The 24,928-nt window shown below is 63.0% G+C and carries 24 protein-coding genes; 23 read left to right on the top strand and 1 reads right to left on the bottom strand.

The window, feature by feature from the left end; translation table 11 throughout:
• The 10 genes from AC1Q7Q_RS28995 to AC1Q7Q_RS28950 form a co-directional block, all read left to right on the top strand.
• A partial coding sequence (locus tag AC1Q7Q_RS28995) for an ABC transporter ATP-binding protein (protein ID WP_492387240.1) occupies nucleotides 1–482 on the top strand: 482 nt, incomplete at its 5' end.
• A gap of 95 nt (nucleotides 483–577) precedes the next feature.
• The gene (locus AC1Q7Q_RS28990) at nucleotides 578–1,786 is read left to right on the top strand and encodes an ABC transporter substrate-binding protein (RefSeq protein WP_441635794.1); all 1,209 of its coding nucleotides are present in this window, start codon (nucleotides 578–580) and stop codon (nucleotides 1,784–1,786) included.
• Between the two features lie 179 nt (nucleotides 1,787–1,965).
• Entirely contained in the window at nucleotides 1,966–2,850 is an 885-nt protein-coding gene (locus AC1Q7Q_RS28985; protein ID WP_043350832.1) for a branched-chain amino acid ABC transporter permease, read from the top strand.
• Nucleotides 2,850–3,878 carry a branched-chain amino acid ABC transporter permease gene (locus AC1Q7Q_RS28980; protein ID WP_492375615.1) on the top strand — a complete coding sequence of 343 codons (1,029 nt, stop codon included), beginning with the start codon at nucleotides 2,850–2,852 and terminating at the stop codon, nucleotides 3,876–3,878. The genes AC1Q7Q_RS28985 and AC1Q7Q_RS28980 overlap by 1 nt, the downstream gene beginning before the upstream one ends.
• A 358-nt stretch (nucleotides 3,879–4,236) precedes the next feature.
• Complete coding sequence (locus AC1Q7Q_RS28975) at nucleotides 4,237–4,707, top strand: hypothetical protein (RefSeq protein ID WP_492375614.1); 471 nt, start codon at nucleotides 4,237–4,239, stop codon at nucleotides 4,705–4,707.
• An 81-nt stretch (nucleotides 4,708–4,788) separates the two neighbouring features.
• Entirely contained in the window at nucleotides 4,789–5,547 is a 759-nt protein-coding gene (locus tag AC1Q7Q_RS28970; protein WP_492375613.1) for a sulfite exporter TauE/SafE family protein, read from the top strand.
• Between the two features lie 415 nt (nucleotides 5,548–5,962).
• Complete coding sequence (locus AC1Q7Q_RS28965) at nucleotides 5,963–7,114, top strand: ABC transporter substrate-binding protein (RefSeq protein WP_183034091.1); 1,152 nt, start codon at nucleotides 5,963–5,965, stop codon at nucleotides 7,112–7,114.
• A 400-nt stretch (nucleotides 7,115–7,514) separates the two neighbouring features.
• The gene (locus AC1Q7Q_RS28960; protein ID WP_150987529.1) at nucleotides 7,515–8,567 is read left to right on the top strand and encodes a branched-chain amino acid ABC transporter permease; all 1,053 of its coding nucleotides are present in this window, start codon (nucleotides 7,515–7,517) and stop codon (nucleotides 8,565–8,567) included.
• Between the two features lie 10 nt (nucleotides 8,568–8,577).
• Nucleotides 8,578–10,365, top strand: a complete 1,788-nt coding sequence (locus AC1Q7Q_RS28955) for a branched-chain amino acid ABC transporter ATP-binding protein/permease (RefSeq protein ID WP_492375612.1) — start codon at nucleotides 8,578–8,580, stop codon at nucleotides 10,363–10,365.
• A 10-nt stretch (nucleotides 10,366–10,375) separates the two neighbouring features.
• A complete protein-coding gene (locus AC1Q7Q_RS28950) occupies nucleotides 10,376–11,119 on the top strand; it encodes an ABC transporter ATP-binding protein (RefSeq protein WP_174426825.1) in 744 nt (247 codons plus the stop codon).
• 264 nt (nucleotides 11,120–11,383) lie between these two features.
• Here the strand turns inward: AC1Q7Q_RS28950 and AC1Q7Q_RS28945 are convergent, their stop codons facing one another.
• On the bottom strand, nucleotides 11,384–12,328 hold the full coding sequence (locus AC1Q7Q_RS28945; RefSeq protein ID WP_492375611.1) for a LysR substrate-binding domain-containing protein: 945 nt from the start codon (nucleotides 12,326–12,328) through the stop codon (nucleotides 11,384–11,386).
• A 117-nt stretch (nucleotides 12,329–12,445) separates the two neighbouring features.
• On the opposite strand from AC1Q7Q_RS28945, the gene AC1Q7Q_RS28940 reads away from it, so the two are divergent.
• The 13 genes from AC1Q7Q_RS28940 to atpG all read left to right on the top strand — a co-directional run bounded on the left by AC1Q7Q_RS28940 (nucleotide 12,446) and on the right by atpG (nucleotide 24,918).
• Nucleotides 12,446–13,441: a Bug family tripartite tricarboxylate transporter substrate binding protein gene (locus AC1Q7Q_RS28940; RefSeq protein ID WP_492375610.1), complete on the top strand. Its 996-nt coding sequence runs from the start codon at nucleotides 12,446–12,448 to the stop codon at nucleotides 13,439–13,441.
• Nucleotides 13,442–13,445: 4 nt separating this feature from the next.
• Nucleotides 13,446–14,306, top strand: coding sequence for an N-formylglutamate amidohydrolase (locus tag AC1Q7Q_RS28935; protein WP_492375618.1), 861 nt, complete (start codon nucleotides 13,446–13,448; stop codon nucleotides 14,304–14,306).
• A 197-nt stretch (nucleotides 14,307–14,503) separates the two neighbouring features.
• Nucleotides 14,504–16,444, top strand: coding sequence for a tRNA uridine-5-carboxymethylaminomethyl(34) synthesis enzyme MnmG (gene mnmG, locus AC1Q7Q_RS28930; RefSeq protein WP_492375609.1), 1,941 nt, complete (start codon nucleotides 14,504–14,506; stop codon nucleotides 16,442–16,444).
• Entirely contained in the window at nucleotides 16,445–17,152 is a 708-nt protein-coding gene (rsmG, locus tag AC1Q7Q_RS28925) for a 16S rRNA (guanine(527)-N(7))-methyltransferase RsmG (RefSeq protein WP_253929173.1), read from the top strand.
• 68 nt (nucleotides 17,153–17,220) lie between these two features.
• The gene (locus tag AC1Q7Q_RS28920; protein ID WP_150987514.1) at nucleotides 17,221–17,994 is read left to right on the top strand and encodes a ParA family protein; all 774 of its coding nucleotides are present in this window, start codon (nucleotides 17,221–17,223) and stop codon (nucleotides 17,992–17,994) included.
• A gap of 52 nt (nucleotides 17,995–18,046) precedes the next feature.
• The gene (locus AC1Q7Q_RS28915) at nucleotides 18,047–18,949 is read left to right on the top strand and encodes a ParB/RepB/Spo0J family partition protein (protein WP_043350783.1); all 903 of its coding nucleotides are present in this window, start codon (nucleotides 18,047–18,049) and stop codon (nucleotides 18,947–18,949) included.
• Nucleotides 18,950–19,326: 377 nt separating this feature from the next.
• Nucleotides 19,327–19,827, top strand: coding sequence for an ATP synthase subunit I (locus AC1Q7Q_RS28910; protein WP_043350778.1), 501 nt, complete (start codon nucleotides 19,327–19,329; stop codon nucleotides 19,825–19,827).
• A gap of 245 nt (nucleotides 19,828–20,072) precedes the next feature.
• Entirely contained in the window at nucleotides 20,073–20,936 is an 864-nt protein-coding gene (gene atpB, locus AC1Q7Q_RS28905; RefSeq protein ID WP_006157245.1) for a F0F1 ATP synthase subunit A, read from the top strand.
• Nucleotides 20,937–20,998: 62 nt separating this feature from the next.
• On the top strand, nucleotides 20,999–21,265 hold the full coding sequence (gene atpE / locus AC1Q7Q_RS28900; RefSeq protein ID WP_006157246.1) for a F0F1 ATP synthase subunit C: 267 nt from the start codon (nucleotides 20,999–21,001) through the stop codon (nucleotides 21,263–21,265).
• Between the two features lie 99 nt (nucleotides 21,266–21,364).
• A complete protein-coding gene (locus AC1Q7Q_RS28895) occupies nucleotides 21,365–21,835 on the top strand; it encodes a F0F1 ATP synthase subunit B (RefSeq protein ID WP_043350775.1) in 471 nt (156 codons plus the stop codon).
• A gap of 2 nt (nucleotides 21,836–21,837) precedes the next feature.
• Nucleotides 21,838–22,377: a F0F1 ATP synthase subunit delta gene (locus tag AC1Q7Q_RS28890; protein WP_006157248.1), complete on the top strand. Its 540-nt coding sequence runs from the start codon at nucleotides 21,838–21,840 to the stop codon at nucleotides 22,375–22,377.
• Between the two features lie 49 nt (nucleotides 22,378–22,426).
• The gene (atpA, locus tag AC1Q7Q_RS28885; protein WP_150987510.1) at nucleotides 22,427–23,968 is read left to right on the top strand and encodes a F0F1 ATP synthase subunit alpha; all 1,542 of its coding nucleotides are present in this window, start codon (nucleotides 22,427–22,429) and stop codon (nucleotides 23,966–23,968) included.
• 74 nt (nucleotides 23,969–24,042) lie between these two features.
• The gene (atpG, locus tag AC1Q7Q_RS28880) at nucleotides 24,043–24,918 is read left to right on the top strand and encodes a F0F1 ATP synthase subunit gamma (protein WP_006157250.1); all 876 of its coding nucleotides are present in this window, start codon (nucleotides 24,043–24,045) and stop codon (nucleotides 24,916–24,918) included.
• The last annotated feature ends 10 nt before the right edge of the window (nucleotides 24,919–24,928 follow it).

Genomic DNA, 24,928 nt, shown 5'->3' with positions numbered 1-24,928 from the left:
GCATCGGCTATTGCCCGGAAGAGCGGGGCATCTTCGCCAGCCTGTCGTGCGAGGAAAACCTGCTGTTGCCGCCGCTGCTGAAAGGGCAGGGCGCCAGCGCGGTCACCGGCATGAGCGAGGCCGAGATCTACGAGATGTTCCCTAACCTGAAGGAGCGCCGCCAGAGCCAGGGCACGCGCCTGTCGGGCGGCGAGCAGCAGATGCTGGCCGTCGGGCGCATCCTGCGCACCGGCGCCAACCTGCTGCTGCTCGACGAGATCTCGGAGGGCCTTGCGCCCGTGATCGTGCAAGCGCTGGCGCGCATGATCCTGATGCTCAAGAAAAAGGGCTACACGGTGGTGATGGTGGAGCAGAACTTCCGCTTTGCCGCGCCGCTGGCCGACCGTTTTTATGTGATGGAACACGGCACGATCGTCGAGCGCTTCGCGGCTGCGGAGCTGCAGGCCAAGATGCCGGTGCTGAACGAGTTGCTTGGGGTCTGATTCGAATCGGCGCGCGGCGCTGTCATGAATCGCAGGCATTGTTTTAGGGCAGGAACGGGTGGCGTCAGGTGCCGCCGAAACTAAGGAGACAGGCAATGAAGATGACTCGGCTGGCGGTCGCTCTGGCGGCTATCGTAACGGGCGTGGCAATGGGTTCGGCATCGGCGCAGGTCTCGGGCGATACCGTCAAGATCGGCTACATCACCGACATGTCTGGCTTGTACGCCGACATCGACGGCCCGGGCGGCCTCGAAGCCATCAAGATGGCAATCGAGGACAACGGTGGCAAGGTGCTGGGCAAGCCGATCGAGCTGGTCTCGGCCGATCACCAGAACAAGGCCGACATCGCCGCCTCGAAGGCGCGCGAGTGGATGGACCAGCAGGGCCTGGACGTGCTGATCGGCGGCACCAATTCCGCCACCGGCCTGGCCATGAACAAGGTGGCCTCGGAGAAGAAGAAGGTCTACTTCAATATCGGTGCCGGCTCGGCGCGCCTGACCAACGAAGAGTGCTCGCCGTACACCGTGCACTATGCATATGACACGGTGGCGCTCGCCAAGGGTACCGGCAGCGCGGTGGTCAAGCAGGGTGGCAAGTCGTGGTTCTTCCTGACCGCCGACTATGCCTTCGGCCACTCGCTGGAAAACGATACCGCGGCCGTGGTGAAGGCCAACGGCGGCACGGTGGTGGGCTCGGTGCGCCATCCGCTGTCGGCATCGGATTTCTCGTCGTTCCTGCTGCAGGCGCAATCGTCCAAGGCGCAGATCCTCGGCCTGGCCAATGCCGGCGGCGACACCATCAACTCGATCAAGGCGGCCAAGGAATTCGGCATCACCAAGACGATGAAGATCGCCGGCCTGCTGATGTTCATCAACGACATCCACAGCCTGGGCCTGAAGAACACCGAAGGCCTGCTGATGACCGACAGCTGGTACTGGGACATGAACGACGATACGCGCAAGTTCGCCGCGCGCTTCTTCACCAAGATGAAGAAGATGCCGAGCAGCTTGCAGGCCGCCGACTACTCTGCCGCGCATACGTACCTGAAGGCGGTCGAGGCAGCCAAGACGGATGATCCGGACAAGGTCATGGCCGAGCTCAAGAAGATGAAGATCAACGACTTCTACACCAAGGGCTACATCCGCCAGGATGGCCGCGGCATCCACGACATGTACCTGATGCAGGTGAAGTCGCCGGCCGAATCGAAGAAGCCGTGGGACTACCTGAAGGTGGTGGCCACGATCCCGGGTGAGCAGGCTTTCACCACGGTGGCGGAATCGAAGTGCGCGATGATGAAGAAGTAAGCGTTTGAACTGAGTTGAGTTGCGTAGAGTTGATTGAGGTATGACGCCCCCGCCCGGGACCGTTGCATGTTGACCGGGTTCGGGAGTGGGGGCCAGTGTCTTTCTTCGCTTCATTTTGACAGCGCCTGCCTGGCGGGGAACGACGAATCCCGGCTGGTGCGCAAACGGTAACGCCTGCGATGGACATCTTCGGTATTCCTCTGCCCGCCATGCTGTCCCAGTTACTGCTGGGACTGGTCAACGGTGCCTTCTATGCGATGTTGAGCCTTGGCCTTGCGGTCATCTTCGGGCTGCTCAACGTCATCAATTTTGCCCACGGGGCGCTGTTCATGCTCGGCGCGGTCCTGGCCTGGATGGGCATGGAGTACGCCGGGCTCAACTACTGGGTGATGCTGGTGCTGTCGCCGCTGGCGGTGGCGCTGATCGGCATCGTGATCGAGCGCACCATGCTGCGCTGGATCTACAAGCTCGACCATATCTACGGCCTGCTGCTGACGCTCGGCATCACGCTGGTGATCGAAGGCATCTTCCGCTCGATCTATGGGGTGTCGGGGTTGCCGTACTCGGCGCCCGAGGCGCTGAGCGGCGCCACGGATCTGGGCTTCATGATCCTGCCGAACTACCGGGCCTGGGTGGTGGCTGCCTCGCTGGTGGTGTGCTTCTCCACCTGGTACCTGATCGAGAAGACCAAGCTGGGCGCTTATTTGCGCGCTGGCACCGAGAACCCCAAGCTGGTTGAAGCCTTTGGCGTCAACGTGCCGCTGATGGTGACGCTGACCTACGGGTTCGGCGTGGCGCTGGCGGCGTTTGCCGGCGTGCTCGCGGCACCGGTGATCCAGATCTCGCCGCTGATGGGGCAGAACCTGATCATCATCGTGTTCGCGGTGGTGGTGATCGGCGGGATGGGCTCGATCATGGGCTCGATCCTGACCGGCCTCGGCCTGGGCGTGATCGAGGGCCTGACCAAGGTGTTCTATCCCGAGGCCTCGTCCACGGTCGTGTTCTTCATCATGGTGATCGTGCTGATGCTGCGCCCGGCCGGACTGTTCGGGAGGGAGAAGTGATGAACCAACCAACCGGCGCGGCAGTGGCCGCGGGGCAGACAAGACAGGGGCGGGGCGTGCAGAAGAAACTGTTGTACGGATTGTTGCTGGCAGCGCTGGTCCTGGCGCCGATGGCCGGAGCGTATCCGGTGTTCGTGCTCAAGGTGCTGTGCTTCGCGCTGTTCGCGTGCGCCTTCAATCTGCTGATCGGTTATACCGGGCTGCTGTCGTTCGGCCATGCGGCCTTCTTCGGCGGCGCGGCCTATACGGCCGGGCATGCGATGAAGGTGTGGGGCGTCACGCCTGAGGTTGGGCTGGTGCTGGGCACGCTGGCGGGCGCCTTGATCGGCTACGTGGTCGGGTACATCGCGATTCGCCGGCAAGGCATTTATTTCTCCATGATCACGCTGGCGCTGGCGCAGATGCTGTTCTTCTTCTGCCTGCAGGTGCCGTACACCGGGGGCGAGGATGGCTTGCAGGGCATTCCGCGCGGCAAGCTGTTCGGTGTGTTGTCGCTAGCCAACGATCTGACACTGTATTACGTGGCGCTGGCGATCATCGTGGCGGCCTTCGCGCTGATCGTGCGTACCGTGCATTCGCCGTTCGGCCAGATCCTCAAGGCGATCAAGGAAAACGAGCCGCGCACCATCTCGCTGGGCTACGATACGGACCGCTTCAAGCTGATGGTGTTTGTGCTGTCTGCGGCTCTTTCCGGGCTGGCCGGGTCGATCAAGGCGCTGGTGCTGGGCTTTGCCACGCTGACCGACGTGCACTGGTCCATGTCGGGCTCGGTGATCCTGATGACGCTGGTTGGCGGCCTGGGCACGCTTTCGGGCCCGCTGGTCGGGGCTTTCGTGGTGGTGGCGCTGGAAAACAAGCTTGGCGACATCGGCACCTTCCTGGCCTCGACGACGGGCATCGAGTGGTTCAACTCACTGGGCGAATCCGTCACAATGGTGACCGGCGTGATCTTCGTGATCTGCGTATTGACGTTCCGCCGCGGCATCATGGGCGAGCTTCTTGCCCGCTTTGGGAAGGCCCGGGAGTGATCGTGGGGCGACATGCCCGATTTTGGGGCTAGGGTTTCTTCTAGCTTGCTCGAAACGCACCGCTTCGTTACATTCCATATACGGTTTTCGCAGGTTAAATGGAGGCGGAAGCGAGGAGACGACAGGCGCGCAGTCACTAGGCTGCAGTGTCAATATAAGATAAGGGCGTTGCTGGGTGATCCTCGGCAACGCCTTTTTTAATTTCCGGGTTGCATGCCCGTTCCTGGTGCGTGATGTTTTCGCCATGCGGAATCGTCGTCAAAGCCACCGATTGCGCATGCGACAATGCGGCCTTGCCACCGGGCCCGCCATGCCGTCAGATCCCCCCTCTCTAATTCCTTCCCCGCCTGAATCCGCAATGACCCCGGCCTCGATATGCCTGGCCGGTACTGGCGATGCGCAAAACCTGGGCGCCTGGCTGCAATCACGGCACGCATTGCCCGTCGCGGCGGCGCGCGCCCGGCAGGCGCTGCTGGAGGGCCTGCTTGCCCGGCCTGAGCGCGGGGCCTGTGTGGTGGCGCAGGCCAGCGCCGGCCCGGATCTGCTCGGTTGCCTGCCCGTTACGCTGATACCGCATCTCGAACTTGCCGGCCTTGCGGCGCTTGCCACCGAATGGTGGGCCGGTGACGTGCCGGCGGACAGGGGCGCCGCCTTGCTGCTGGATTGCTGTGGCCTGCTGGCCGACTGGTGCAGCGCGCATGGCGTGCGCCATCTGTTGCTGGCGCCGGCGCTGCTGACAGCGGCGCAGGCCGCACCGGCCGGCTTTGCGCCGCATGCCAGCGGCCTGTGGCATCTCAATTTGTCACCAGCCGCCAAGATGCTGGGCTGACGCTTCCAGCGCGCCTGCCGCGCTTGGTTCACCTCCTTCGCTCGTTCCCTCCGTTTTCTCTTTCTTCGTTTCCCCGCGTCCATGGAATTCGCGTTTCTTGCTGTTGCCGCTTTTCTTGCCGGCCTGATCGATGCTGTCGCCGGCGGCGGTGGCCTGGTGCAGATCCCCGCGCTGTTTTCGGCCTATCCCAACATGGCGCCGGCCACGCTGCTCGGCACCAGCAAGGTGGCGTCGCTGGCCGGTACCACCAATGCGGCGTTGCGCTATGGCCGCAGCGTGCGCATCTACTGGGGTGCGACCTTGCCGACGATGCTGTCGGCCTTCGCCTTTTCGATGGCGGGTGCCTACGCGCTCACGCTCATTCCCGCGGAGCCGCTGCGCAAGTCGCTGCCCTTTATCCTGGTGGCCCTGCTGGTCTATACGGTGGCCAAGAAGAGCCTGGGCACCGAGCACGCACCGTCGCTCTCCGGCGGCAAGGAACGCGCCGCTGCGTTGTTGGCGGGCGCCGTGATCGGCTTCTACGACGGCGTGTTCGGGCCGGGCACCGGCAGCTTCCTGATGATCGTGTTCGTGCGCGTGTTTGGCTACGATTTCCTGCACGCCTCGGCATCGACCAAGGTGGTCAACCTCGCCACCAACCTGGCGGCCTTGCTGCTGCTGGCGGCGAAGGGGCACGTCTGGTGGCAGCTCGGGCTGGTCATGGCGCTGGCTAACGTGGGCGGCAGCCAGATTGGCAGCCGCCTCGCGCTCAAGCATGGCAGCGCCTTTGTGCGGCGCGTGTTTATCGTGGTGGTGGCAGCGCTGATCGTGAAAACCGCCTGGGATGCGTTCGGCCGCTGAGCGTCGGTTCGCGGCCGTGTCGCTTGCATGCTGCGATGCGGGTTAATCCCGCTAGCCCGGCGATATGCCTGTTGCTAGACTCGCTACGCATTCCCGACCGGGCGGTCGGTGAATGAGCGGCCGGCGTGGCGCACCATGGCATTGCCTGGCGAGCCCCGCCGAGCGCCGCCGGGGATCACGCGCAGGACGGGAGATTGGGGCAGGGCGGACGCGGATTCGCCCATCGCCCCGGGGTAGCAGGCAGGCGCCGGCGTTGCGCCTGGATACGGGCCTGAAAAGCACCGAAAGGGCACCGGCACAATAAGATCCACCAGGACAAGACAGACCAGAAGAACAGAAGACCAGATTGAGGCATCCGACTGGCCGCGAGGCGGCACGGATGCCTCTTCCGTTTGCCGCAATGGAAGGAGACACGATGACATTCAAGCGCGCCAGCCTGCTGGCTCTCGCCGCCGCCAGCCTGTGCGCCGGCACTGCCAGCGCACAGGTCAAAGTCGGGGTAACGCTATCGGCCACCGGGCCCGCCGCCTCGCTGGGCATTCCCGAGAAGAACACCATCTCGCTGCTGCCCAAGGAGATCGCTGGCAAGAAGATCGAGTACATCGTGCTCGACGATGCGTCGGACACCACCACCGCGGTCAAGAATACGCGCAAGCTGATCAGCGAAGACAAGGTCGACGTGATTGTCGGCTCCACCGTGACGCCCAACTCGCTGGCCATGGTGGATGTCGTCGCCGAGAACGAAACGCCGATGATCACGCTGGCCGCCTCGGCCCGCATCATCGAGCCGATGGATGCCAAGCGCGCCTGGGTCTTCAAGACGCCGCAGAACGACTCGCACATGGCCACCGCCATTGCCGAGCACATGACCAACCACAACGTGAAGACGGTTGCCTTTATCGGCTTCGCGGACGCCTATGGCGATAGCTGGGCGCAAGAGTTCGCCAAGGTCGGCGAGATGCGCAAGATCAAGGTGGTGGCCAATGAACGCTTTGCGCGCACCGACACCTCGGTCACCGGCCAGGTGCTCAAGATGATGGGCAGCAACCCGGACGCCGTGCTGATCGCAGGCTCGGGCACGCCCGCCGCGCTGCCCGCCAAGGCGCTCAAGGAGCGTGGCTGGAAGGGCAAGATCTACCAGACCCACGGTGTGGCCAACGCCGACTTCCTGCGCGTGTGCGGCAAGGATTGCGAAGGCACCTTCTTGCCGGCCGGCCCGCTGCTGGTGGCCGAGCAGCTGCCGGACACGAACCCGGTGAAGAAGCCTGCCATTACCTACAAGACAGCGTACGAAAAGGCATTCGGCGGCCAGGTCTCGACCTTCGGCGGCCACGCCTGGGATGCCGGCCTGCTGCTGCAGCGAGCCATCCCCGAGGCGCTGAAGAAGGGCCAGCCGGGCACCAAGGAGTTCCGCAAGGCGCTGCGCGATGCCATGGAGCAGACCAAGGAGCTGCCGATCTCCCACGGCATCATGAACATGACGCCGACCGACCACCTTGGCCTGGACCAGCGCGCGCGCGTGATGGTGGAGATCGTCGACGGCAAGTGGAAGCTGCAGACCAAGTAAGCGGCACGACTGGCTGCATTGGATGCAAAAAGGGCGCATGGCCAGCCATGCGCCCTTTTTGTTGGTGCCGGCTCATGCCGGCCCACGCCATTGCGCGACTACAGGCAATCCCGCACTTGACACCGCATCCGCCATGCGAGATCTTTAACGTGTTAATGAATATGGCGTTTGCCAGGATAAGCAAAACGGGATGACGGCCATGGTGCGCTGCGGATATGCTGCACCCGGCATATGCATAGCTTCCCGCCGGCCGTGCCGATTACCGATGCGGCACTGCGGAATCTAAGGGTTCGTCGGGATTTCCGCTATGCGTAAGTTGTTTCATATTTCGTAACTCGTAATTTCACAAGCCAGCCGGCTTCCCTCCGCCGGCGGGACTCACCAACAATACGGGGAGACAATGGACCTCTCGATCGCCGCCATCCTGGCGCAGGACGGCATCACCTCGGGCGCCATCTATGCGCTGCTCGCGCTGGCCCTGGTGCTGGTGTTCTCGGTGACCCGCGTCATCTTCATTCCGCAAGGGGAGTTCGTCGCCTATGGCGCGCTGACACTGGCGGCGATTCAGTCCGGCCATGCGCCGCAAAGCAGCTGGCTGCTGCTGGTCATGGGCGTGCTCACCTTTCTCTATGAGACGGTCACCATCCTGCGCAGCGCCGAACTGCGCCGGACCGCGCCCAGGCGGATTGCGGTACTGGCTGGCAAATACCTGGTCTTCCCGCTGGCCGTGCATCTGCTCGCGCAGAACTTCGACGGGCAGTCGATGCCCATGCTGGCGCAGATCGCGCTGACGCTGCTGATCGTGATTCCGCTCGGGCCCATGCTGTACCGTCTTGCCTACCAGCCGCTGGCCGAAGCCAGCACGCTGGTGCTGCTGATTGTCTCGGTGGGCGTGCACTTTGCACTGGTGGGGCTGGGGCTGGTGATGTTCGGCGCCGAGGGCTCGCGCACCGCGCCTTTCTCCGAGGCGCGCTTTGAAGTGGGCAGCCTGACGATCTCCGGGCAGAGCCTTTGGGTGGTTGGCGTATCGGCACTGATGATCGCGGGGCTGTATTTCTACTTCGAACGCACCATCGCCGGCAAGGCGCTGCGTGCCACGGCGGTCAATCGCCTGGGCGCGCGGCTGGTCGGCATTGGCACGACGCAGGCCGGGCGCCTGTCGTTCACGCTGGCAGCGGCAATGGGCGCGCTGTGCGGGATCCTGATCGCGCCGCTGACCACGGTGTACTACGAGTCCGGCTTCCTGATCGGCCTGAAGGGCTTCGTCGGTGCCATCGTTGGCGGTCTGGTGAGCTACCCGGTGGCGGCCGCCGGTGCCATCCTGGTGGGGCTGCTCGAATCGTATTCGTCCTTCTGGGCCAGCGCGTTCAAGGAGGTCATCGTGTTCACCCTGATCCTGCCCGTGCTGCTGTGGCGCTCGCTCACCAGCAAGCATGTGGAAGACGAGGAATAAGGGACACGCCATGAACACCAACCTCAAGAACCGAATCTTCCTGCTGGCCTTCGCGGTAGTGCTGGCGCTGTTGCCCGTGCTGCCCACGCCCGAATTCTGGATCACGCTGGGCAACTACATCGGCCTGTACAGCATCGTCGCCATCGGCCTGGTCCTGCTCACCGGCGTGGGTGGCATGACCTCCTTTGGCCAGGCCGCCTTCGTCGGGCTGGGCGCCTACAGCACCGCCTACCTCACCACGCAGTTCGGGCTTTCGCCCTGGCTCGGCCTGCTGGTCGGGCTGGTGATCACGATGGCCTCGGCCTATGTGATCGGCCTGATCACCATGCGCATGTCGGGCCACTACCTGCCGCTCGCCACCATCGCCTGGGGCCTGTCGCTATTTTTCCTGTTCGGCAACCTGGAATTCCTCGGCAAGTACGACGGCCTCAACGGCATTCCCGTGCTGCACGTGCTCGGCATCGAGCTGGCCTCCGGGCGCTCGATGTTCTACCTGATCTGGGCCGTGGTGCTGGTGTCGGTGATCGCCATGCAGAACCTGCTCAACTCGCGCCCGGGCCGCGCCATCCGCGCCTTGAAGGGCGGCGGCACCATGGCCGAGGCGATGGGCGTGAACACCGCGTGGATGAAGGTGGTGATCTTTGTGGTGGCGGCGATGCTGGCCTGCATCTCCGGCTTTCTCTACGCGCATCTGCAGCGCGCGGTGAACCCCACGCCGTTCGGGCTGAACTACGGCATCGAGTACCTGTTCATGGCGGTGGTGGGCGGCGTAGGCCACGTGTGGGGCGCGGTGCTTGGCGCCGGCATCCTCACCATCCTGAAGGACGTGCTGCAAGGCGTGCTGCCCAAGCTGCTGGGCGCCAACGGCAACTTCGAAACCATCGTGTTCGGCGTGCTGATGGTGCTGCTGCTGCAATACGCGCGCGATGGCATCTGGCCGTTCATCAAGAAGCTGTTCCCCAACGGGCCGCCGGTGATGGCGCCGGCGCAAGCGCCCGCGCTGCCGTTGCGCGCCAAGCCGCAGGCCGGCGAACTGATCCTCGATGTCAAAGCCGCGCGCAAGGAGTTCGGCGGGCTGGTGGCGGTCAACGATGTGAGCTTCCAGGTCCGCGCCGGCGAGATCATCGGGCTGATCGGCCCCAATGGCGCGGGCAAGTCCACCACCTTCAACCTCGTCACCGGCGTGCTGCCCGCCACGCGCGGCGAGGTGCTGTATCGCGGCGAGCAGATCTCCGGGCTGCCCTCGCGCGAGATCGTCAAGCGCGGCATCGGCCGCACCTTCCAGCATGTGCATCTGCTGCCCACCATGACCGTGCTGGAGAACGTGGCCATCGGTGCACACCTGCGCGGCGACTTTGCGCCGCAAGGCGGCGTGACGGCAGCGATCCTGCGCATGAACAAGAGCGAGGAGGCCAAGCTGCTGCACGAAGCCGCGCGCCAGCTCGAGCGCGTGGGCCTGGCCGACTGCATGTACATGGAAGCCGGCAGCCTCGCGCTGGGCCAGCAACGCATCCTGGAGATCGCGCGCGCGCTGTGCTGCGATCCCGCGCTGCTGTTGTTGGATGAGCCCGCGGCGGGGCTGCGCTACAAGGAGAAGCAGGCACTGGCCGAGTTGCTGAAGAAGCTCAAGGGCGAGGGCATGAGCGTGCTGCTGGTCGAGCACGACATGGACTTCGTGATGAATCTGACGGACCGGCTGGTGGTGATGGAGTTCGGTACGCGCATTGCAGAAGGCGTGCCCGAGGACGTGCAGAAGGACCCGGCGGTGCTCGAGGCCTATCTCGGCGGCGTGGAGTAAGGAAACGACAATGAGCCTGATCCTGGAAGTGAAGGACCTGCACGTGCGTTACGGCAAGGTCGAAGCCGTGCACGGCGCCAACCTGAAAGTGGAAGCGGGAAAGATCGTCACGGTGATCGGCCCCAATGGCGCGGGCAAGTCCACCATGCTCAACGCCATCATGGGCGCGTTGCCGGTGAGCGGTTCGTCCACCGGCGCGGTGACCTACCTCGGCCACGACCTCGCCGGCCTGCCGGTGGAAGGGCGCGTGGCGCGCGGCATGTGCCTGGTGCCGGAGAAGCGCGAACTGTTTGGCTCGATGAGCGTGGCGGACAACCTGGTGCTGGGCGCCTATCGTCGCAAGCGTGCGGGTGAGAAGAACTTCCTCGACCAGATGGAAGTGGTCTACGGCCTGTTCCCGCGCCTGAAGGAGCGGGCGAAGCAGGACGCCGGCACGCTGTCCGGGGGTGAGCGGCAGATGCTGGCGGTGGGCCGCGCGCTGATGGCCAAGCCGCAGTTGCTGATGCTGGACGAGCCGAGCCTGGGGCTGGCGCCGCTGATCGTCAAGGAGATCTTTCACATCATCAATGACCTGCGCAAGACGGGGGTGGCGACGCTGCTGATCGAGCAGAACGCGCGGGCGGCGCTGCAGGTGGCGGACTACGGGTACGTGATCGAGACGGGGGATATGGCGATGGAGGGGCCGGCTGCCGAGCTGGCGGCTAACCCGAAGGTGATCGAGACGTATCTGGGGTTGGCGAAGAAGGCGGCTTAGGCTTTATCGATTGTCAGGATTCATATGACGAATAATGGAGGACATTTTCCGCCATTATTATTTGTGGGCCGGATTGCCAGAGGCCGACCCGGTGCGGCAATGTTCGTGATCAAAGGCTAGCGCAGCGATAGGTACGCTAAATATTCATGATAAGAATTTTAATTTACATATGAGCTGAAGTTAAATTCGTTATGGAAATACCTATGCGCCACGGAGCTATTTGCCATTCGATAGACGAAATTATTTACAAAATTCTGACTTCAATTATTTATCGGGTGAATTTACCTGGTTGGCCTGCAGCACATCGGGATCTTGCGCTGCCATGCCGAGTAGCCACGCACGAAACTTGGCAAATGCGGGATGGTCCCGCCTCTCCCTAGGCGCACACAGGAAGTACCCCCGCGTCAGCCTGATCGGCAAATCAAACGGCGCCACTACGCGCCCTGCGGCGATCTCGTCTCGTACCAGACAGCGCTGCAACACTGCCACTCCCATGTCCGCCTTGACCGCCTGGACCAGAATCGAGACCTGGTCGAAGCCCGTGGCAAGCGCCGGCGCAGCACTGGGTACGCCTGCCGCACATAGCCAGTGCTGCCAGTTGGCCGGGGCGGTGGTGTGGTAGAGCAAGGGTTCCTCGAGCAGTTCTGCCGGTTGGGACCATCGTCCGGATTCATGGCGGGCGCGGGCCCGGTCGGGATGGCAGATGGGTACCATCTCGCTGCCGATCACGTAGTCGCATTGCAGGCCCGGCCAGCGGTCCGAGGCGCCGGCGAGGATTGCGGCATCCGGCGCCGGGCCTGAGAAGTCCTCATTGCGCCGGTAGGGCACGAAGTCCAGGCGGATCTCGGGGTGGCGACGGTGGAAATCCGGCAGCCTCGGTATCAGCCATACGCTGGCCAGCGTGGGCACGGCGGACAGCGTGAGGTGATGCTGACGGTCGCGAGAGAGCAGGGCGGCGCTGGCGTTCTCAATGGCTGCCAGCGGGCCGGCTACTGAGTCGAGCAGCTGCCGGCCGGCATCGGTCAGGGTCAGGCGATGCGCATTGCGTTGGAGAAGGGGCTGGCCGAAGTGCGATTCGAGGCGGGCGATGGCGCGGCTGATCGCCCCCTGGGTGACACACAGATCCTCCGCCGCACGCGTAAAGCTGCCCAGTCGCGCTGCGGCGGCAAAGGCATGCAGTTCGGACATCGAGGGCGAGCGTAGCCGCATGGGGGGAGCCGAGAATGAGCTTTGGTAATGCAAGCGTGCAATATAGTCGTTTGTGCGGACCCGGTAAACTGCCGACACTTGGCCACCTTCCCATATAACGCCAAGGAGAAAACCCTCATGATCCGAGCCAGTTTGCCGCGCCGGCATTTCGTCCTGTCCTGCCTGGCGGCGTGCGCCAGCCTCTGCGCCGCCGGCGGCGCGCTCGCGCAGGCCAACTATCCGAACCGCCCGATCCGCCTGGTCGTACCTTTTGCCGCGGGCGGCTCGACCGACCTGTCGGCGCGCCTGGTTGCGGAGTTCGGCGGCCGCGAGTTGGGCCAGCCGATCGTGGTGGAGAACAAGGGCGGTGCCGGCGGCTCGCTCGGCATGGAGCAGGTCGCGCGCTCGGCACCGGATGGATACACCATCGGCATGGCTACCGTCAGCACGCACGGTTCCAACCCGGCCGTGTACCCCAAGCTGAATTACGATCCGATCAAGGACTTCGCGCCGGTCACCAATGTGATGGCGGTCCCCAGCGTGTTCGCGGTGCATCCCAGCGTACCGGCCAAGACCATGCAGGAGTTCGTTGCCCTGGCGCGTGCCAACCCCGGCAAGTACAGCGTTGCTTCGCCAGGTGCGGGCTCCCTGGGTCATGTGAATATCGAGAACTTCAAGATGCTGGCCAAGATCGACCTGCTGCACGTACCGTACAAGGGCGCCGGTCTGGGACTCAACGACGCGGTGGCGGGGCAGGTTAGTGCCATCACCGACAACTTGTCGTCCGCGCTGCCCCACGTGAAATCCGGGAGGCTGCGCCCGCTAGCCGTGCTGGGCTCCGCGCGTTCGCCGCTACTGCCCAACGTCCCGACCTACGCGGAACTGGGCTACAAGGAGATGGGGGATGGCGGTTGGTTCGGCATCGTGGCACCCGCGGGCACGCCGCCGGCTATTATCGAGAAGCTCAATCGCGCCATCCACAAAGCCATGCAGAACCCGGAGTTCAAGCGCAAGGTGGAAGAGTCCGGCGGCACGCTCGTGCCGACCACGCCGGATGGCTTCAAGGTACAGATCCAGCAGGCCATGACGCGCTATGCGCGCGTCGCCAAGGCCGCCAACATCAAACTGGATTGATGGCATGAACGATAGCTTCGAACCCTTTTTCCAGTCCGCGCCGCAGGCTCAGGCCTTGCCGCTGGTTTGCGATTCGCCGCACAGCGGCACGTGCTACCCGCAGGACTTCGGTGCGGCCATCCCGCTGCAGCGGCTCCGGAGCGGCGAAGACACCCACGTGGAATCGCTGTGGGAAGCTGTGCCGCGGATCGGCGGCACGCTGATCGCTGCGAATTTCCCCCGTGTCTATATCGATCCCAATCGTACGCTTGACGATCTGGATCCCGAACTGCTGGATGGCACCTGGCCTGAGCCGCTGGCGCCGGGCGAAAAGACGCGCCTTGGCTATGGGCTGATCTGGCGCAATGTGGATGCGGCAACGCGAATCTACGGTCGCAAGCTCTCGCTGCAAGAGGTACGCGGCCGGATCGATCGATACTACCGCCCCTATCATCAGGCGCTATCGGCGGCGGTGGAGGAGGCCTTTCAGCGCTTCGGTGCGGTCTGGCATCTGAACCTGCACTCCATGCCGAACAACGCCTATGAGCGGCTCAAGATCCAGAGTCCGCATCCACTGGCCGACTTCGTTCTGGGTGATCGCGATGGCACGACTTGCGAGCCGGATTTCGTCGCGCTGGTGGAATCCGAGTTGCGGGCGCTCGGCTATACGGTGGCGCGCAACGATCCCTACAAGGGTGTGCAACTGATCGCGCAGATTGGCCGACCGGCCGAACGGCGTAACAGCTTGCAGATCGAGATTCGCCGACCGCTCTATATGGATGAGGCGACGCGCGAGCGCAACGGCGGGTTCGGCCAGCTTCAGGCGGATCTGGGCCAACTAGTCGAGCGCATTGCCAGCTACTTGCGAGAGCAGGGTAGGGCATGATGCGTAGACGTTAATCCAGTCGGCATTCAAGCCGGGCCATCGAGCCCGGTTTTTTTGTTTCACGTGGAACACACCCGAGTTATTCATGCGGCATGTTTCACGTGAAACATGCCGTGGCCCAGGGAAGCCACAGCGAATGCCGCTATAATTCGGCATCCCGATTCATTTCCCGCTAGCCTCCCGGAGGAGGTGCCTCCATGCTTTACCCAAAAGAATTCGATGTCATTGTTGTCGGTGGTGGCCACGCCGGCACGGAAGCTGCACTCGCCGCGGCGCGTATGGGTTGCCAGACGCTGCTGCTGAGCCACAACATCGAGACCCTTGGTCAGATGAGCTGCAATCCGTCCATCGGCGGCATTGGCAAGGGTCATCTCGTCAAGGAGGTGGATGCAATGGGCGGCGCCATGGCGGCAGCCACGGATGAGTCGGGCATCCAATTCCGCATCCTGAATTCCAGCAAGGGCCCGGCCGTACGTGCCACCCGCGCTCAGGCGGACCGTGTGCTGTATCGCAAAGCGATTCGCGTGCGGCTGGAGAATCAGCCCAACCTGATGCTGTTCCAGCAGGCCGTGGATGACCTGGTGGTGGAGGGTGATCGTGTTGTCGGCGCTGTCACGCAGGTCGGCATCACCTTCCGCGCACGCGCCGTGGTGCTGACCGCCGGTACCTTCCTCGATGGGAAGATTCACGTGGGGCTGGATAACTACACTGGCGGCCGCGCGGGCGACCCCGCCTCGGTCTCGCTTTCGGCGCGCCTGAAAGAGCTCAAGCTGCCGCAGGGCCGCCTGAAGACGGGTACGCCGCCGCGTATCGACGGACGCACCATCGACTTCTCCGTGATGGATGAGCAGCCCGGCGATCTCGATCCGGTGCCGGTGTTCTCCTTCCTGGGTCGTGCCGATCAGCACCCGCAGCAACTGCCGTGCTGGATCACGCATACCAACAGCCGGACCCACGATATCATCCGTGGCGGCCTGGATCGCTCGCCGATGTACACCGGCGTGATCGAAGGGGTGGGGCCGCGGTACTGTCCCAGCATCGAGGACAAGATCCACCGCTTTGCCAGCAAGGACAGCCACCAGATCTTCCTGGAACCGGAAGGGCTGACGACCAACGAGTTCTATCCCAACGGTATCTCCACCAGCCTGCCGTTCGACGTGCAACTTGCCCTGGTGCACTCGATCCGCGGCATGGAGAACGCGCACATCCTGCGCCCCGGCTACGCCATTGAGTACGATTACTTCGATCCGCGCGCCCTCAAGGCCTCGCTGGAATCCAAGGCCATCAGCGGCTTGTTCTTTGCTGGGCAGATCAACGGCACCACCGGCTACGAAGAAGCCGCTGCCCAGGGCCTGCTGGCCGGGATCAATGCCGGCTGCTTCGTACGGGAGCGCGATGCCTGGACTCCCCGGCGGGACCAAGCCTATCTTGGAGTTCTGGTCGACGATCTGATCACCCGTGGGGTCTCGGAACCGTACCGAATGTTCACCAGCCGCGCCGAGTTCCGTTTGAGCCTGCGGGAAGATAATGCCGATATGCGACTGACCGAGGCCGGCCGGGAGCTGGGTGTGGTCGATGATGTGCGCTGGGATGCATTTAACCGGAAACGCGATGCTGTTTCACGTGAAACAGAGCGGCTGAAGGGTACCTGGGTGAATCCGAGCATCCTGCCGGAAGCCGATGCCGTGCCGCTGCTCGGCAAGGCGATCGAGCGCGAGTACAACCTCGCCGATCTGCTGCGCCGTCCCGCTGTCACGTATGAAGCGCTGATGGCGTTGCAGGAAGGCAAGTTCGCACCTGCCCGGGCACTCGATGCCGACCCGCTGCTGGTCGCGCAGATTCGCGAGCAGATCGAGATCGGCATCAAGTATCACGGCTACATCGCCCGGCAAGCCGCAGAGGTGGACAAGCTCGAAGCCAACGAATCCACCCGCCTGCCTGAAGATTTCGACTACACGGAAGTGCGCGGCCTTGGCATCGAGGTGGGCCAGAAGCTGAATCAGCACCGGCCCGAGACCCTCGGCCAGGCATCGCGTATTTCTGGCGTGACGCCGGCTGCGATTTCGCTGCTGCTGGTCCATCTGAAAAAGAAGGGCATGGGGCGTACCAAGTCCGACTCCAGCCAAGAGGCCGCCTGAGTGAGGAACCAACGTTACGCGGCCGTGGATGATGCCGACCAGCGCCGCCGCCTGGAGGCCGGCTTGTCCGCCATCGGCCTGGCGCTCTCCGCGAGCCAGATCGATCAGTTGTTTGCCTACCTGGCACTGCTGCGCAAATGGAACGCCATCTATAACCTGACCGCCATCCGTCATCCCGACGAGATGTTGACCCACCACATGCTCGACTCGCTGGCCGCCGTGCCGGCGCTGGCGCAAGCGGCTCGCGCCGCGGCGGTGGAGGAGGGCGCGCGTGGCCGGGTGCTCGACGTGGGTTCGGGCGGCGGCATGCCTGGTCTGCCGCTGGCCATCACGTGTCCCGACCTGTCAGTGCTGATGGTCGACATCGTGCAAAAGAAAACCGCCTTCCTCACGCAGTGCCGGGCACAGCTCGGCCTGTCCAACGCCGCTGCCCACTGGGGCCCGGTCGAAAAGCTGGAAGACGGCAAGGGGTATGCAGTCATCACGTCTCGTGCGTTTGCCGAGCTGAGCGATTTCGCATCGCTCGCCGGCCACCTGCTGGCGCCGGGCGGCAAGCTGATTGCCATGAAGGGCGTTTATCCTCAACCCGAACTCGATCGCATGGAAGCGGCCGGCCTGATGGCCGAGTGGCAGGTCGAGGCAATACCACGCCTGACCGTACCGGAACTGGACGCAGAACGTCACCTGGTGGTGCTGTCGCGCCGCTGACCCGGCCGGTGGTTGTCGCCGGCGCCCACCCCCGGCAGGTAGAAATCAAGCAGGAGCAGCAGGAACATATGGCCAAGGTATTCGTGATCGCAAACCAGAAGGGCGGCGTCGGCAAGACCACCACCACGGTGAACCTTGCCGCCGGCTTGGCGGCACAGGACCAGCGTGTGTTGCTGATCGACCTGGATCCCCAAGGCAATGCCTCGATGGGTTCCGGCATCGACAAGCAGTCGCTTGAGCACAGCGTCTACCAGGTGCTGGTTGGCTTGTCGACGGTGAGCCAGGCACGCCAGCATTCCGAATCCGGCAAGTACGACGTGCTGCCCGCCAACCGCGAACTGGCCGGCGCGGAAGTGGAACTGGTCGAACTGGACCAGCGTGAGAAACGTCTCAAGAACGCCATTGCCGAGGTCGATGCCGAGTACGATTTCGTGTTGATCGACTGTCCGCCGTCGCTGTCGCTGCTGACCCTCAACGGGCTGTGCGCGGCCAACGGCGTGATCGTGCCGATGCAATGCGAGTACTTCGCGCTGGAAGGGCTGTCCGATCTCGTCAATACCATCAAGCAGGTGCATGCCAACCTCAATCGCGACCTGAAGGTGATTGGCTTGCTTCGTGTGATGTTTGATCCACGTGTTACGTTGCAGCAACAGGTGTCGGCCCAGCTCGAGTCGCATTTTGGCGACAAGGTGTTCAAGACCGTCATCCCGCGCAATGTGCGGCTGGCAGAGGCACCGTCCTATGGCGTGCCGGGCGTGGCGTTCGATCCGTCGTCCAAAGGGGCCAAGGCCTACCTCGATTTCGGCGCCGAGATGATCGCGCGCGTCAAGCAACTCGACTGAACGCCGGGCTGAAAGTCACCGGGTTGAGAGTCACCGAATACAGGAAACCGAGATGAGCACCGCGAAGAAGAAGGGCCTGGGCCGCGGACTGGAAGCCCTGCTGGGTGGGCCAGCCGAGATCGTTGACGCCGTGAAGCAGGAGGGCGCCCCCTCTGTACTCCGTCTGGACCAGCTCCAGCCCGGCAAGTACCAGCCGCGCACGCGCATGGACGAAGGCGCGCTGCAGGAGCTGGCCGCGAGCATCCGTGCTCAAGGCCTGATGCAGCCGATCCTGGTGCGCCGCGTTGCCGAGCCGGATCGCTACGAGATCATTGCCGGTGAGCGCCGCTTCCGCGCCTCCAGGATCGCCGGACTCGAAGAGGTGCCGGTGCTGGTCAAGGACGTGGCCGACGAAGCCGCGGCCGCGATGGCGCTCATCGAGAATATCCAGCGTGAAGACCTCAACCCGCTGGAAGAAGCGCAAGGCATCATGCGCCTGGTGCGCGAATTCAATTTCACCCACGAGCAGGCAGCGGAATCGGTAGGGCGCTCGCGCAGCGCGGTGTCCAACCTGCTGCGTCTGCTGAACCTGGCCCAGCCGGTGCAGACGATGCTGATGGCGGGCGATCTCGACATGGGCCACGCCCGTGCGCTGCTCTCCGCCGACGGCGCCAACCAGATCACGCTCGCCAATCAGATCGTTAACAAACGTTTATCGGTGCGCGAGACCGAAAAGCTGGTAGCCTCCACCCTCAAGCCCTTTGACCTCAGGTTGCAGAAGCCGAACAATGGCGCGCCGGCGCGCGACGTGGCCCGCCTTGAGGAAGAACTATCCGACGTGCTTGGCCTGCCGGTACAGATCAAGCTGGGCGTGCGGGGCAAAGGCCAGCTCACCATTCACTTCACCAGCAATGATGCGCTCGACGGTGTGCTGACACGCCTGCGCGAGCCCGGCGAAAGCCAGTCACCCGCCTGAGCGGGATTTCCCAAAAATAGTGCGCGATTAACGGTCGGTGCAGCTGTACAGCGGCTTGGTGCAATTTGATGGCGGCCGCTTCTGGCTCGGCGTGCGCACGCCTGTGTAAGGTCTGTGCAAGGCCGATAAACGACCATGGTGCGCCGCCAGCCTTGGGCAGCTCAATTACCTGGTGCGTTATTGTTGGGCGTCGGCCGCGCACGCACTATGGGTTCGTGGCGATTGCAAGTGAAATGCAGACTGTTGCAAGGCGTCTGTAAGCAGATTGACTCGCATGGTGCATTCCTCGTAAAATCGTGCGGTTTGAATTCCGGCCGGTCCAGAAAAGTTCCGGGGCGGATTAAACAACAAGCAGCAACGAGCAAAGGCAATAGCAGGTGGTTTCAGATCGTCAGGATGCTGGTCGGAAAACCGACTGGCAGACGCGTGATGCCTGGGAAGACGAGGCAGAACGCGAAGAAGAGGCGGTCGATCCGCTGTCGCGCGTCGAGGCGGAAACGCTGTTCGGCGAGCGCGCGCTGCGCCCTTCGCGCATGACGCCCGGCAGGGTCGTGCTGGCGCAGGTTGCGGTTACTTTGTTGTCGGCCATTGCCTGGCGACTTTTTGCTGGCGGCAACGCCGGCGCGGCGGGTTGGTCGGCACTATTCGGTGGCACGGTGTGTTTCGTGCCCAGCGGTTTCTTCGCGCTGCGACTCTGGATGGCGCGCGAACGTCCCTCGATCAGCGGACTGGTGGTCGGCGAGGCGATCAAGGTGTTTGCCACCGCCGGGTTGTTCGTCCTGGTAGTGGTGCTGTACAGCGAGTTGCGCTGGGTACCGATGCTGGTCACGTTCCTGCTTGTGCTCAAGACTTACTGGGTCGCGCTGGCGATTCGCTGAGGTTGTGCCCCAGGGTGGGCCGGCCAGGCGCGGTAGGTCGGATAAGTGTGCTTCTCGTCGAAGTGGGGCACGAAAACAGAATATCAAGATGTTTTTGCGTGGCGCGTCACAACAGTGAAGCGCGGCGTGGATAAGGTTCAAACGAGCTTGCCCGCGGTGACCAGCAAAGTGTGCTGAAGGCGGTGCAAGAAGCGTACCGGCAAAATGCCGGCAACTGGTTTCGCAATATTACGGTTCGTTTCGACATGTCAGCTGCTCAAGGCGCCGAACAGGCCCTCACCCCCTCCGGCTATATCGCCGAACACTTGCAGAACCTCAACACGGTTGGCGGCAAGCAAGCCGCCGTCGTTGACTTCAGCGTCCTCAACTACGACACCGTGTTCTGGTCGGTGCTGTGCGGCGCCATCGCCGTGATTTTCCTGTACGCCGCCGCGCGCCGCGCGACCGCCGGCGTGCCGGGCCGCTTCCAGGCTTTCGTGGAAATGATCGTCGAGATGGTCGACGACCAGGCCAAGGGCATCATCCATGGCGACCGTTCCTTCATCGCTCCGCTGGCACTGATGGTGTTCTGCTGGATCACGGTGATGAATGCCGTCGACTTGATCCCGGTTGACTGGGTTACCGGCCTGAACGGCCTGCTGGGCATCTTCCACATCCATCTGCCGCACCACCGCGCGGTTGCCACGGCTGACCTGAACGGTACGCTGGGCATGTCGTGCGCAGTGCTGGTGCTGATGATCTATTACAGCTTCAAGATCAAGGGCGTGGGCGGCTTCACCCATGAACTGCTGTCGGCCCCGTTCGGCGCCAAGTGGTACCTGGCCCCGTTCAACCTGATCCTGAACCTGATTGAATTCCTGGCCAAGGCGGTTTCGCTGGGCATGCGGTTGTTCGGCAACATGTACGCCGGCGAACTGGTGTTCCTGCTGATCGCGCTGCTGGGTTCCATCTGGACGTTCGGTGCGGACCTCTCCGCGCTGGGCTTCGTCGGTCATGTGCTGGCCGGTACGGTATGGGCGATCTTCCACATCCTGATCGTTCTGCTCCAGGCTTTCATTTTCATGATGCTGACGCTGGTGTACATCGGCCAGGCACACGATCACCACTGATTTAAGTTTTTCGGTTTTTCGGTTTTTTGGTTCTAAGTCTCTTCTCAATTAAAGGAGTAGTCATGCAAGCATATCTCGCCAACATCCAGGGTCTGACCGCCATCGGTATCGGCATCATCATCGGTCTGGGCGCAATCGGCGCCTGCCTGGGTATCGCCCTGATGGGTGGCAAGTACATCGAAGCGTGCGCACGTCAGCCTGAACTGATGAACCCGCTGCAAACCAAGATGTTCCTGCTGGCTGGCCTGATCGACGCGGCATTCCTGATCGGCGTGGGCGTTGCAATGCTGTTCGCATTCGCCAACCCGCTGCTGGCTGTCATCAAGTAATTCTTTTCGGTCTGCATGATGCTGACGGGCGGCGCGGGCCACTTAGCCTGGCCGCCCTTGCGCATTTATCTGTAGTTTGATTACCGAAAGGAACACACCATGAATCTGAACGCAACGTTTTTTGCGCAGATGGTCGTGTTCTTCATCCTGTGGTGGGTAGTTGCCAAATTCATTTGGCCGCCGCTGGTGAAGGCGCTCGACGAACGCGCAAAGAAGATCGCCGATGGCCTCGCCGCCGCCGAAAAAGGCAAGGCTGAGCTCGAACTCGCCAACAAGCGTGTGGACCAGGCCCTGGCCGAAGCCCGCACCGAAGGCGCTCAACGCGTCGCTGACGCCGAGAAGCGCGCTCAGCTGACCGCTGACGAGATCAAGCAAAACGCCCAGGCAGAAGCCGCACGCATCATTGCCCAGGCCAAGGCCGAAGCGGAACAGCAAGTTACCCGCGCGCGCGAGCAATTGCGCGACCAGGTTGCCGTGCTGGCCGTCAAGGGTGCCGAGCAGATCCTCAAGCGCGAAGTGAACGCGCAGGTCCACGCGGATCTGCTCAATCAACTCAAGGCTGAGCTCTAATCATGGCTGAAACCGCAACCATTGCCCGTCCCTACGCCGAGGCGCTGTTCCGCGTCGCGACCGAATCGAGCGGCAATCTGGATGCATGGTCCGAGCTGGTGTCGGAAATGGGGCAAGTTGCCGCCAATCCCGACATGAAGGCGGTGGCTGGCGATCCGAACGTGCACGGCGACAAGCTGAGTGCACTGTTCCTGTCGGCCCTGAAGTCTCCGGTCAACGACGAAGCCAAGCGCTTCGTCAGCCTGCTGGTGGATAACCACCGCCTGTCGGTATTGCCGGAAATCGCCGAGCAGTTCCATGCGCTCAAGAACGACCGTGAAGGGTCGGCTGATGTCGAGATCACGAGTGCCTTCCCCCTTGAGGGCGCAAGCCTGACCGACCTCGTCGCCGCGCTCGAACGCAAGTTCGGCCGCAAGCTGCAGCCCTCGGTTGCGGTGGACCCGTCGCTGATCGGCGGCGTGCGCGTCAAGGTCGGCGACGAAGTGCTCGACACCTCCGTGCGTGCGCGCCTGGCAGCAATGCAAGTGGCGCTGACCGCATGATGCGCGAGAAGCGCACCAGCCGACGGATTGAAGAATTAGGAGCATTGTGATGCAACTGAACCCCTCAGAAATCAGCGAGCTGATCAAGTCCCGCATCTCGGGTCTTGGCGCCGACGCTGAAGTGCGCAACACCGGCACGGTGATTTCCGTGACCGATGGTATCTGCCGCGTGCACGGCCTGTCTGGCGTGATGCAGGGCGAGATGCTGGAATTCCCCGGTAACACGTTCGGTCTGGCACTGAACCTCGAGCGCGACTCTGTCGGCGCCGTGGTGCTGGGCGACTACGAACACATTTCCGAAGGCGACCCGGTCAAGTGCACCGGCCGCATTCTGGAAGTGCCGGTTGGCAAGGAACTGCTGGGCCGCGTGGTCAACACGCTGGGTCAGCCGATCGATGGCAAAGGCCCGATCAACGCCAAAGAAACCGACGTGATCGAAAAGGTTGCCCCTGGCGTGATCGCACGTCAGTCGGTCAGCCAGCCGGTGCAGACCGGCCTGAAGTCGATCGACGCGATGGTGCCGATCGGCCGTGGCCAGCGTGAGCTGATCATTGGCGACCGCCAGACCGGCAAGACCGCCGTTGCTGTCGACGCGATCATCAACCAGAAGGGCAAGGGCGTTTTCTGCGTCTACGTGGCAATCGGTCAGAAGGCTTCGACCGTGAACAACGTGGTGCGCAAGCTCGAAGAACTGGGCGCGATGGAGTACACCATCGTCGTTGCTGCTACGGCTTCGGACTCCGCCGCCATGCAGTACCTGGCTGCCTACGCTGGTTGCACGATGGGCGAGTACTTCCGCGACCGCGGCGAAGACGCGCTGATCGTTTATGACGACCTGACCAAGCAAGCCTGGGCCTACCGCCAGGTGTCGCTGCTGCTGCGCCGCCCGCCGGGCCGCGAAGCTTACCCCGGCGACGTGTTTTACCTGCACTCGCGTCTGCTCGAGCGCGCAGCCCGCGTGAACGCCGACTACGTCGAGAAGTTCACCAAGGGCGCAGTGACCGGCAAGACCGGCTCGCTGACCGCGCTGCCCGTGATCGAAACGCAAGCTGGCGACGTGTCCGCTTTCGTGCCGACCAACGTGATCTCGATCACCGACGGCCAGATCTTCCTGGAAACGGACCTGTTCAACGCAGGTGTGCGCCCCGCAATCAACGCCGGTATCTCGGTGTCGCGCGTTGGTGGTGCCGCCCAGACCAAGGTCGTCAAGAAGCTGTCCGGCGGTATCCGTACCGACCTGGCCCAGTACCGTGAACTGGCTGCGTTCGCGCAGTTCGCTTCCGACCTGGACGATGCCACCCGCAAGCAGCTGGAGCGCGGCCGCCGCGTGACGGAACTGCTCAAGCAGGCTCAATACCTGCCGCTGCAGGTGTGGCAGCTGGCCGCGTCGCTGTACGCAGCCAACAATGGCTTCCTCGACAACGTGGAAGTGAAGGACATTCTCCCGTTCGAGAAGGGCCTGCACGACCATCTGAAGACCAAGTACGCCGACCTCGTCAACCGCATCGAAGATTCCAAGGATCTGTCGAAGGAAGACGAAGCCACCCTGCGTGCCGCGATCGAGGATTTCAAGAAGTCCGCCGCGTTCTAACCGCGCAATTCCACGAAACTGCGCCGGCACCGTTGCCATGACGGTGCCGGTGCGGCACGAATGGAGAGGAAGATATGGCCGGAACGAAAGAAATTCGAACCAAGATCAAGAGCGTGCAAAACACGCGCAAGATCACCAAGGCGATGGAGATGGTCGCCGCGTCCAAGATGCGCAAGGCGCAGGAACGGATGCGCAACGCCCGTCCCTATGCTGAGAAAGTGCGCAATATCGCGGCGCACCTGGCTGCGGCCAACCCCGAGTTCAAGCACCCCTTCATGGTGGCACGCGAGATCAAGCGCGCCGGCATGATCGTGGTAACGACGGACAAGGGGCTGTGCGGCGGCATGAACACGAACGTGCTGCGCGCGGTAACCAATGAGCTGCGTGAGCTGCAAAGCCGCGGCGTGGAGGTGCAGAGCACCGCCATTGGTTCCAAGGGCTTGCAGTTCATGGGCCGCATCGGCGCCAAGGTGCTCTCGCACGTGGTGCACCTCGGTGACACCCCGCATCTGGAAAAACTGATCGGTGCCATCAAGGTCCAGCTCGACGCCTTCACCAATGGTGAAGTCGATGCTGTGTACCTGGCTTACACCAAGTTCATCAATACGATGAAGCAGGAGCCGATGGTGGAGCAGCTGCTGCCGCTCCCCGCCGACAAGTTTGCCCAGACCGAAGATGAAAAGCGCGCCTACTCGTGGGATTACATCTACGAGCCCGACGCACAGACCGTAGTGGAAGAATTGTTGGTCCGCTACGTCGAAGCGCTGGTGTACCAGGCCGTGGCCGAAAACATGGCGTCCGAGCAATCGGCGCGCATGGTGGCCATGAAGGCGGCATCCGACAATGCCAAGAACGTGATCGGCGAACTGCAACTGGTCTATAACAAGACCCGTCAGGCAGCGATTACCAAGGAACTGTCGGAAATCGTCAGCGGTGCCGCAGCCGTCTAAGGCGTCAAGT

Source organism: Cupriavidus sp. GW823-FHT07A04 (assembly GCF_058794615.1).
Note: the sequence above shows the minus strand (reverse complement) of the source record. Positions and strands in the feature narration are given on the sequence as shown.

What these genes read in the sequence shown, in the direction of transcription:
- AC1Q7Q_RS28960 (WP_150987529.1), top strand. Translation starts at nt 7,515, where the DNA reads ATGGACCTCTCGATCGCCGCCATCCTGGCGCAGGACGGCATCACCTCG.
- AC1Q7Q_RS28940 (WP_492375610.1), top strand. Translation starts at nt 12,446, where the DNA reads ATGATCCGAGCCAGTTTGCCGCGCCGGCATTTCGTCCTGTCCTGCCTG.
- AC1Q7Q_RS28895 (WP_043350775.1), top strand. Translation starts at nt 21,365, where the DNA reads ATGAATCTGAACGCAACGTTTTTTGCGCAGATGGTCGTGTTCTTCATC.
- AC1Q7Q_RS28980 (WP_492375615.1), top strand. Translation starts at nt 2,850, where the DNA reads ATGAACCAACCAACCGGCGCGGCAGTGGCCGCGGGGCAGACAAGACAG.
- AC1Q7Q_RS28950 (WP_174426825.1), top strand. Translation starts at nt 10,376, where the DNA reads ATGAGCCTGATCCTGGAAGTGAAGGACCTGCACGTGCGTTACGGCAAG.
- AC1Q7Q_RS28990 (WP_441635794.1), top strand. Translation starts at nt 578, where the DNA reads ATGAAGATGACTCGGCTGGCGGTCGCTCTGGCGGCTATCGTAACGGGC.
- AC1Q7Q_RS28920 (WP_150987514.1), top strand. Translation starts at nt 17,221, where the DNA reads ATGGCCAAGGTATTCGTGATCGCAAACCAGAAGGGCGGCGTCGGCAAG.
- AC1Q7Q_RS28965 (WP_183034091.1), top strand. Translation starts at nt 5,963, where the DNA reads ATGACATTCAAGCGCGCCAGCCTGCTGGCTCTCGCCGCCGCCAGCCTG.
- AC1Q7Q_RS28935 (WP_492375618.1), top strand. Translation starts at nt 13,446, where the DNA reads ATGAACGATAGCTTCGAACCCTTTTTCCAGTCCGCGCCGCAGGCTCAG.
- AC1Q7Q_RS28975 (WP_492375614.1), top strand. Translation starts at nt 4,237, where the DNA reads ATGACCCCGGCCTCGATATGCCTGGCCGGTACTGGCGATGCGCAAAAC.
- atpE (WP_006157246.1), top strand. Translation starts at nt 20,999, where the DNA reads ATGCAAGCATATCTCGCCAACATCCAGGGTCTGACCGCCATCGGTATC.
- AC1Q7Q_RS28955 (WP_492375612.1), top strand. Translation starts at nt 8,578, where the DNA reads ATGAACACCAACCTCAAGAACCGAATCTTCCTGCTGGCCTTCGCGGTA.
- AC1Q7Q_RS28890 (WP_006157248.1), top strand. Translation starts at nt 21,838, where the DNA reads ATGGCTGAAACCGCAACCATTGCCCGTCCCTACGCCGAGGCGCTGTTC.
- mnmG (WP_492375609.1), top strand. Translation starts at nt 14,504, where the DNA reads ATGCTTTACCCAAAAGAATTCGATGTCATTGTTGTCGGTGGTGGCCAC.
- AC1Q7Q_RS28970 (WP_492375613.1), top strand. Translation starts at nt 4,789, where the DNA reads ATGGAATTCGCGTTTCTTGCTGTTGCCGCTTTTCTTGCCGGCCTGATC.
- AC1Q7Q_RS28945 (WP_492375611.1), bottom strand. Translation starts at nt 12,328, where the DNA reads ATGCGGCTACGCTCGCCCTCGATGTCCGAACTGCATGCCTTTGCCGCC.
- atpB (WP_006157245.1), top strand. Translation starts at nt 20,073, where the DNA reads ATGTCAGCTGCTCAAGGCGCCGAACAGGCCCTCACCCCCTCCGGCTAT.
- atpG (WP_006157250.1), top strand. Translation starts at nt 24,043, where the DNA reads ATGGCCGGAACGAAAGAAATTCGAACCAAGATCAAGAGCGTGCAAAAC.
- atpA (WP_150987510.1), top strand. Translation starts at nt 22,427, where the DNA reads ATGCAACTGAACCCCTCAGAAATCAGCGAGCTGATCAAGTCCCGCATC.
- AC1Q7Q_RS28915 (WP_043350783.1), top strand. Translation starts at nt 18,047, where the DNA reads ATGAGCACCGCGAAGAAGAAGGGCCTGGGCCGCGGACTGGAAGCCCTG.
- AC1Q7Q_RS28985 (WP_043350832.1), top strand. Translation starts at nt 1,966, where the DNA reads ATGGACATCTTCGGTATTCCTCTGCCCGCCATGCTGTCCCAGTTACTG.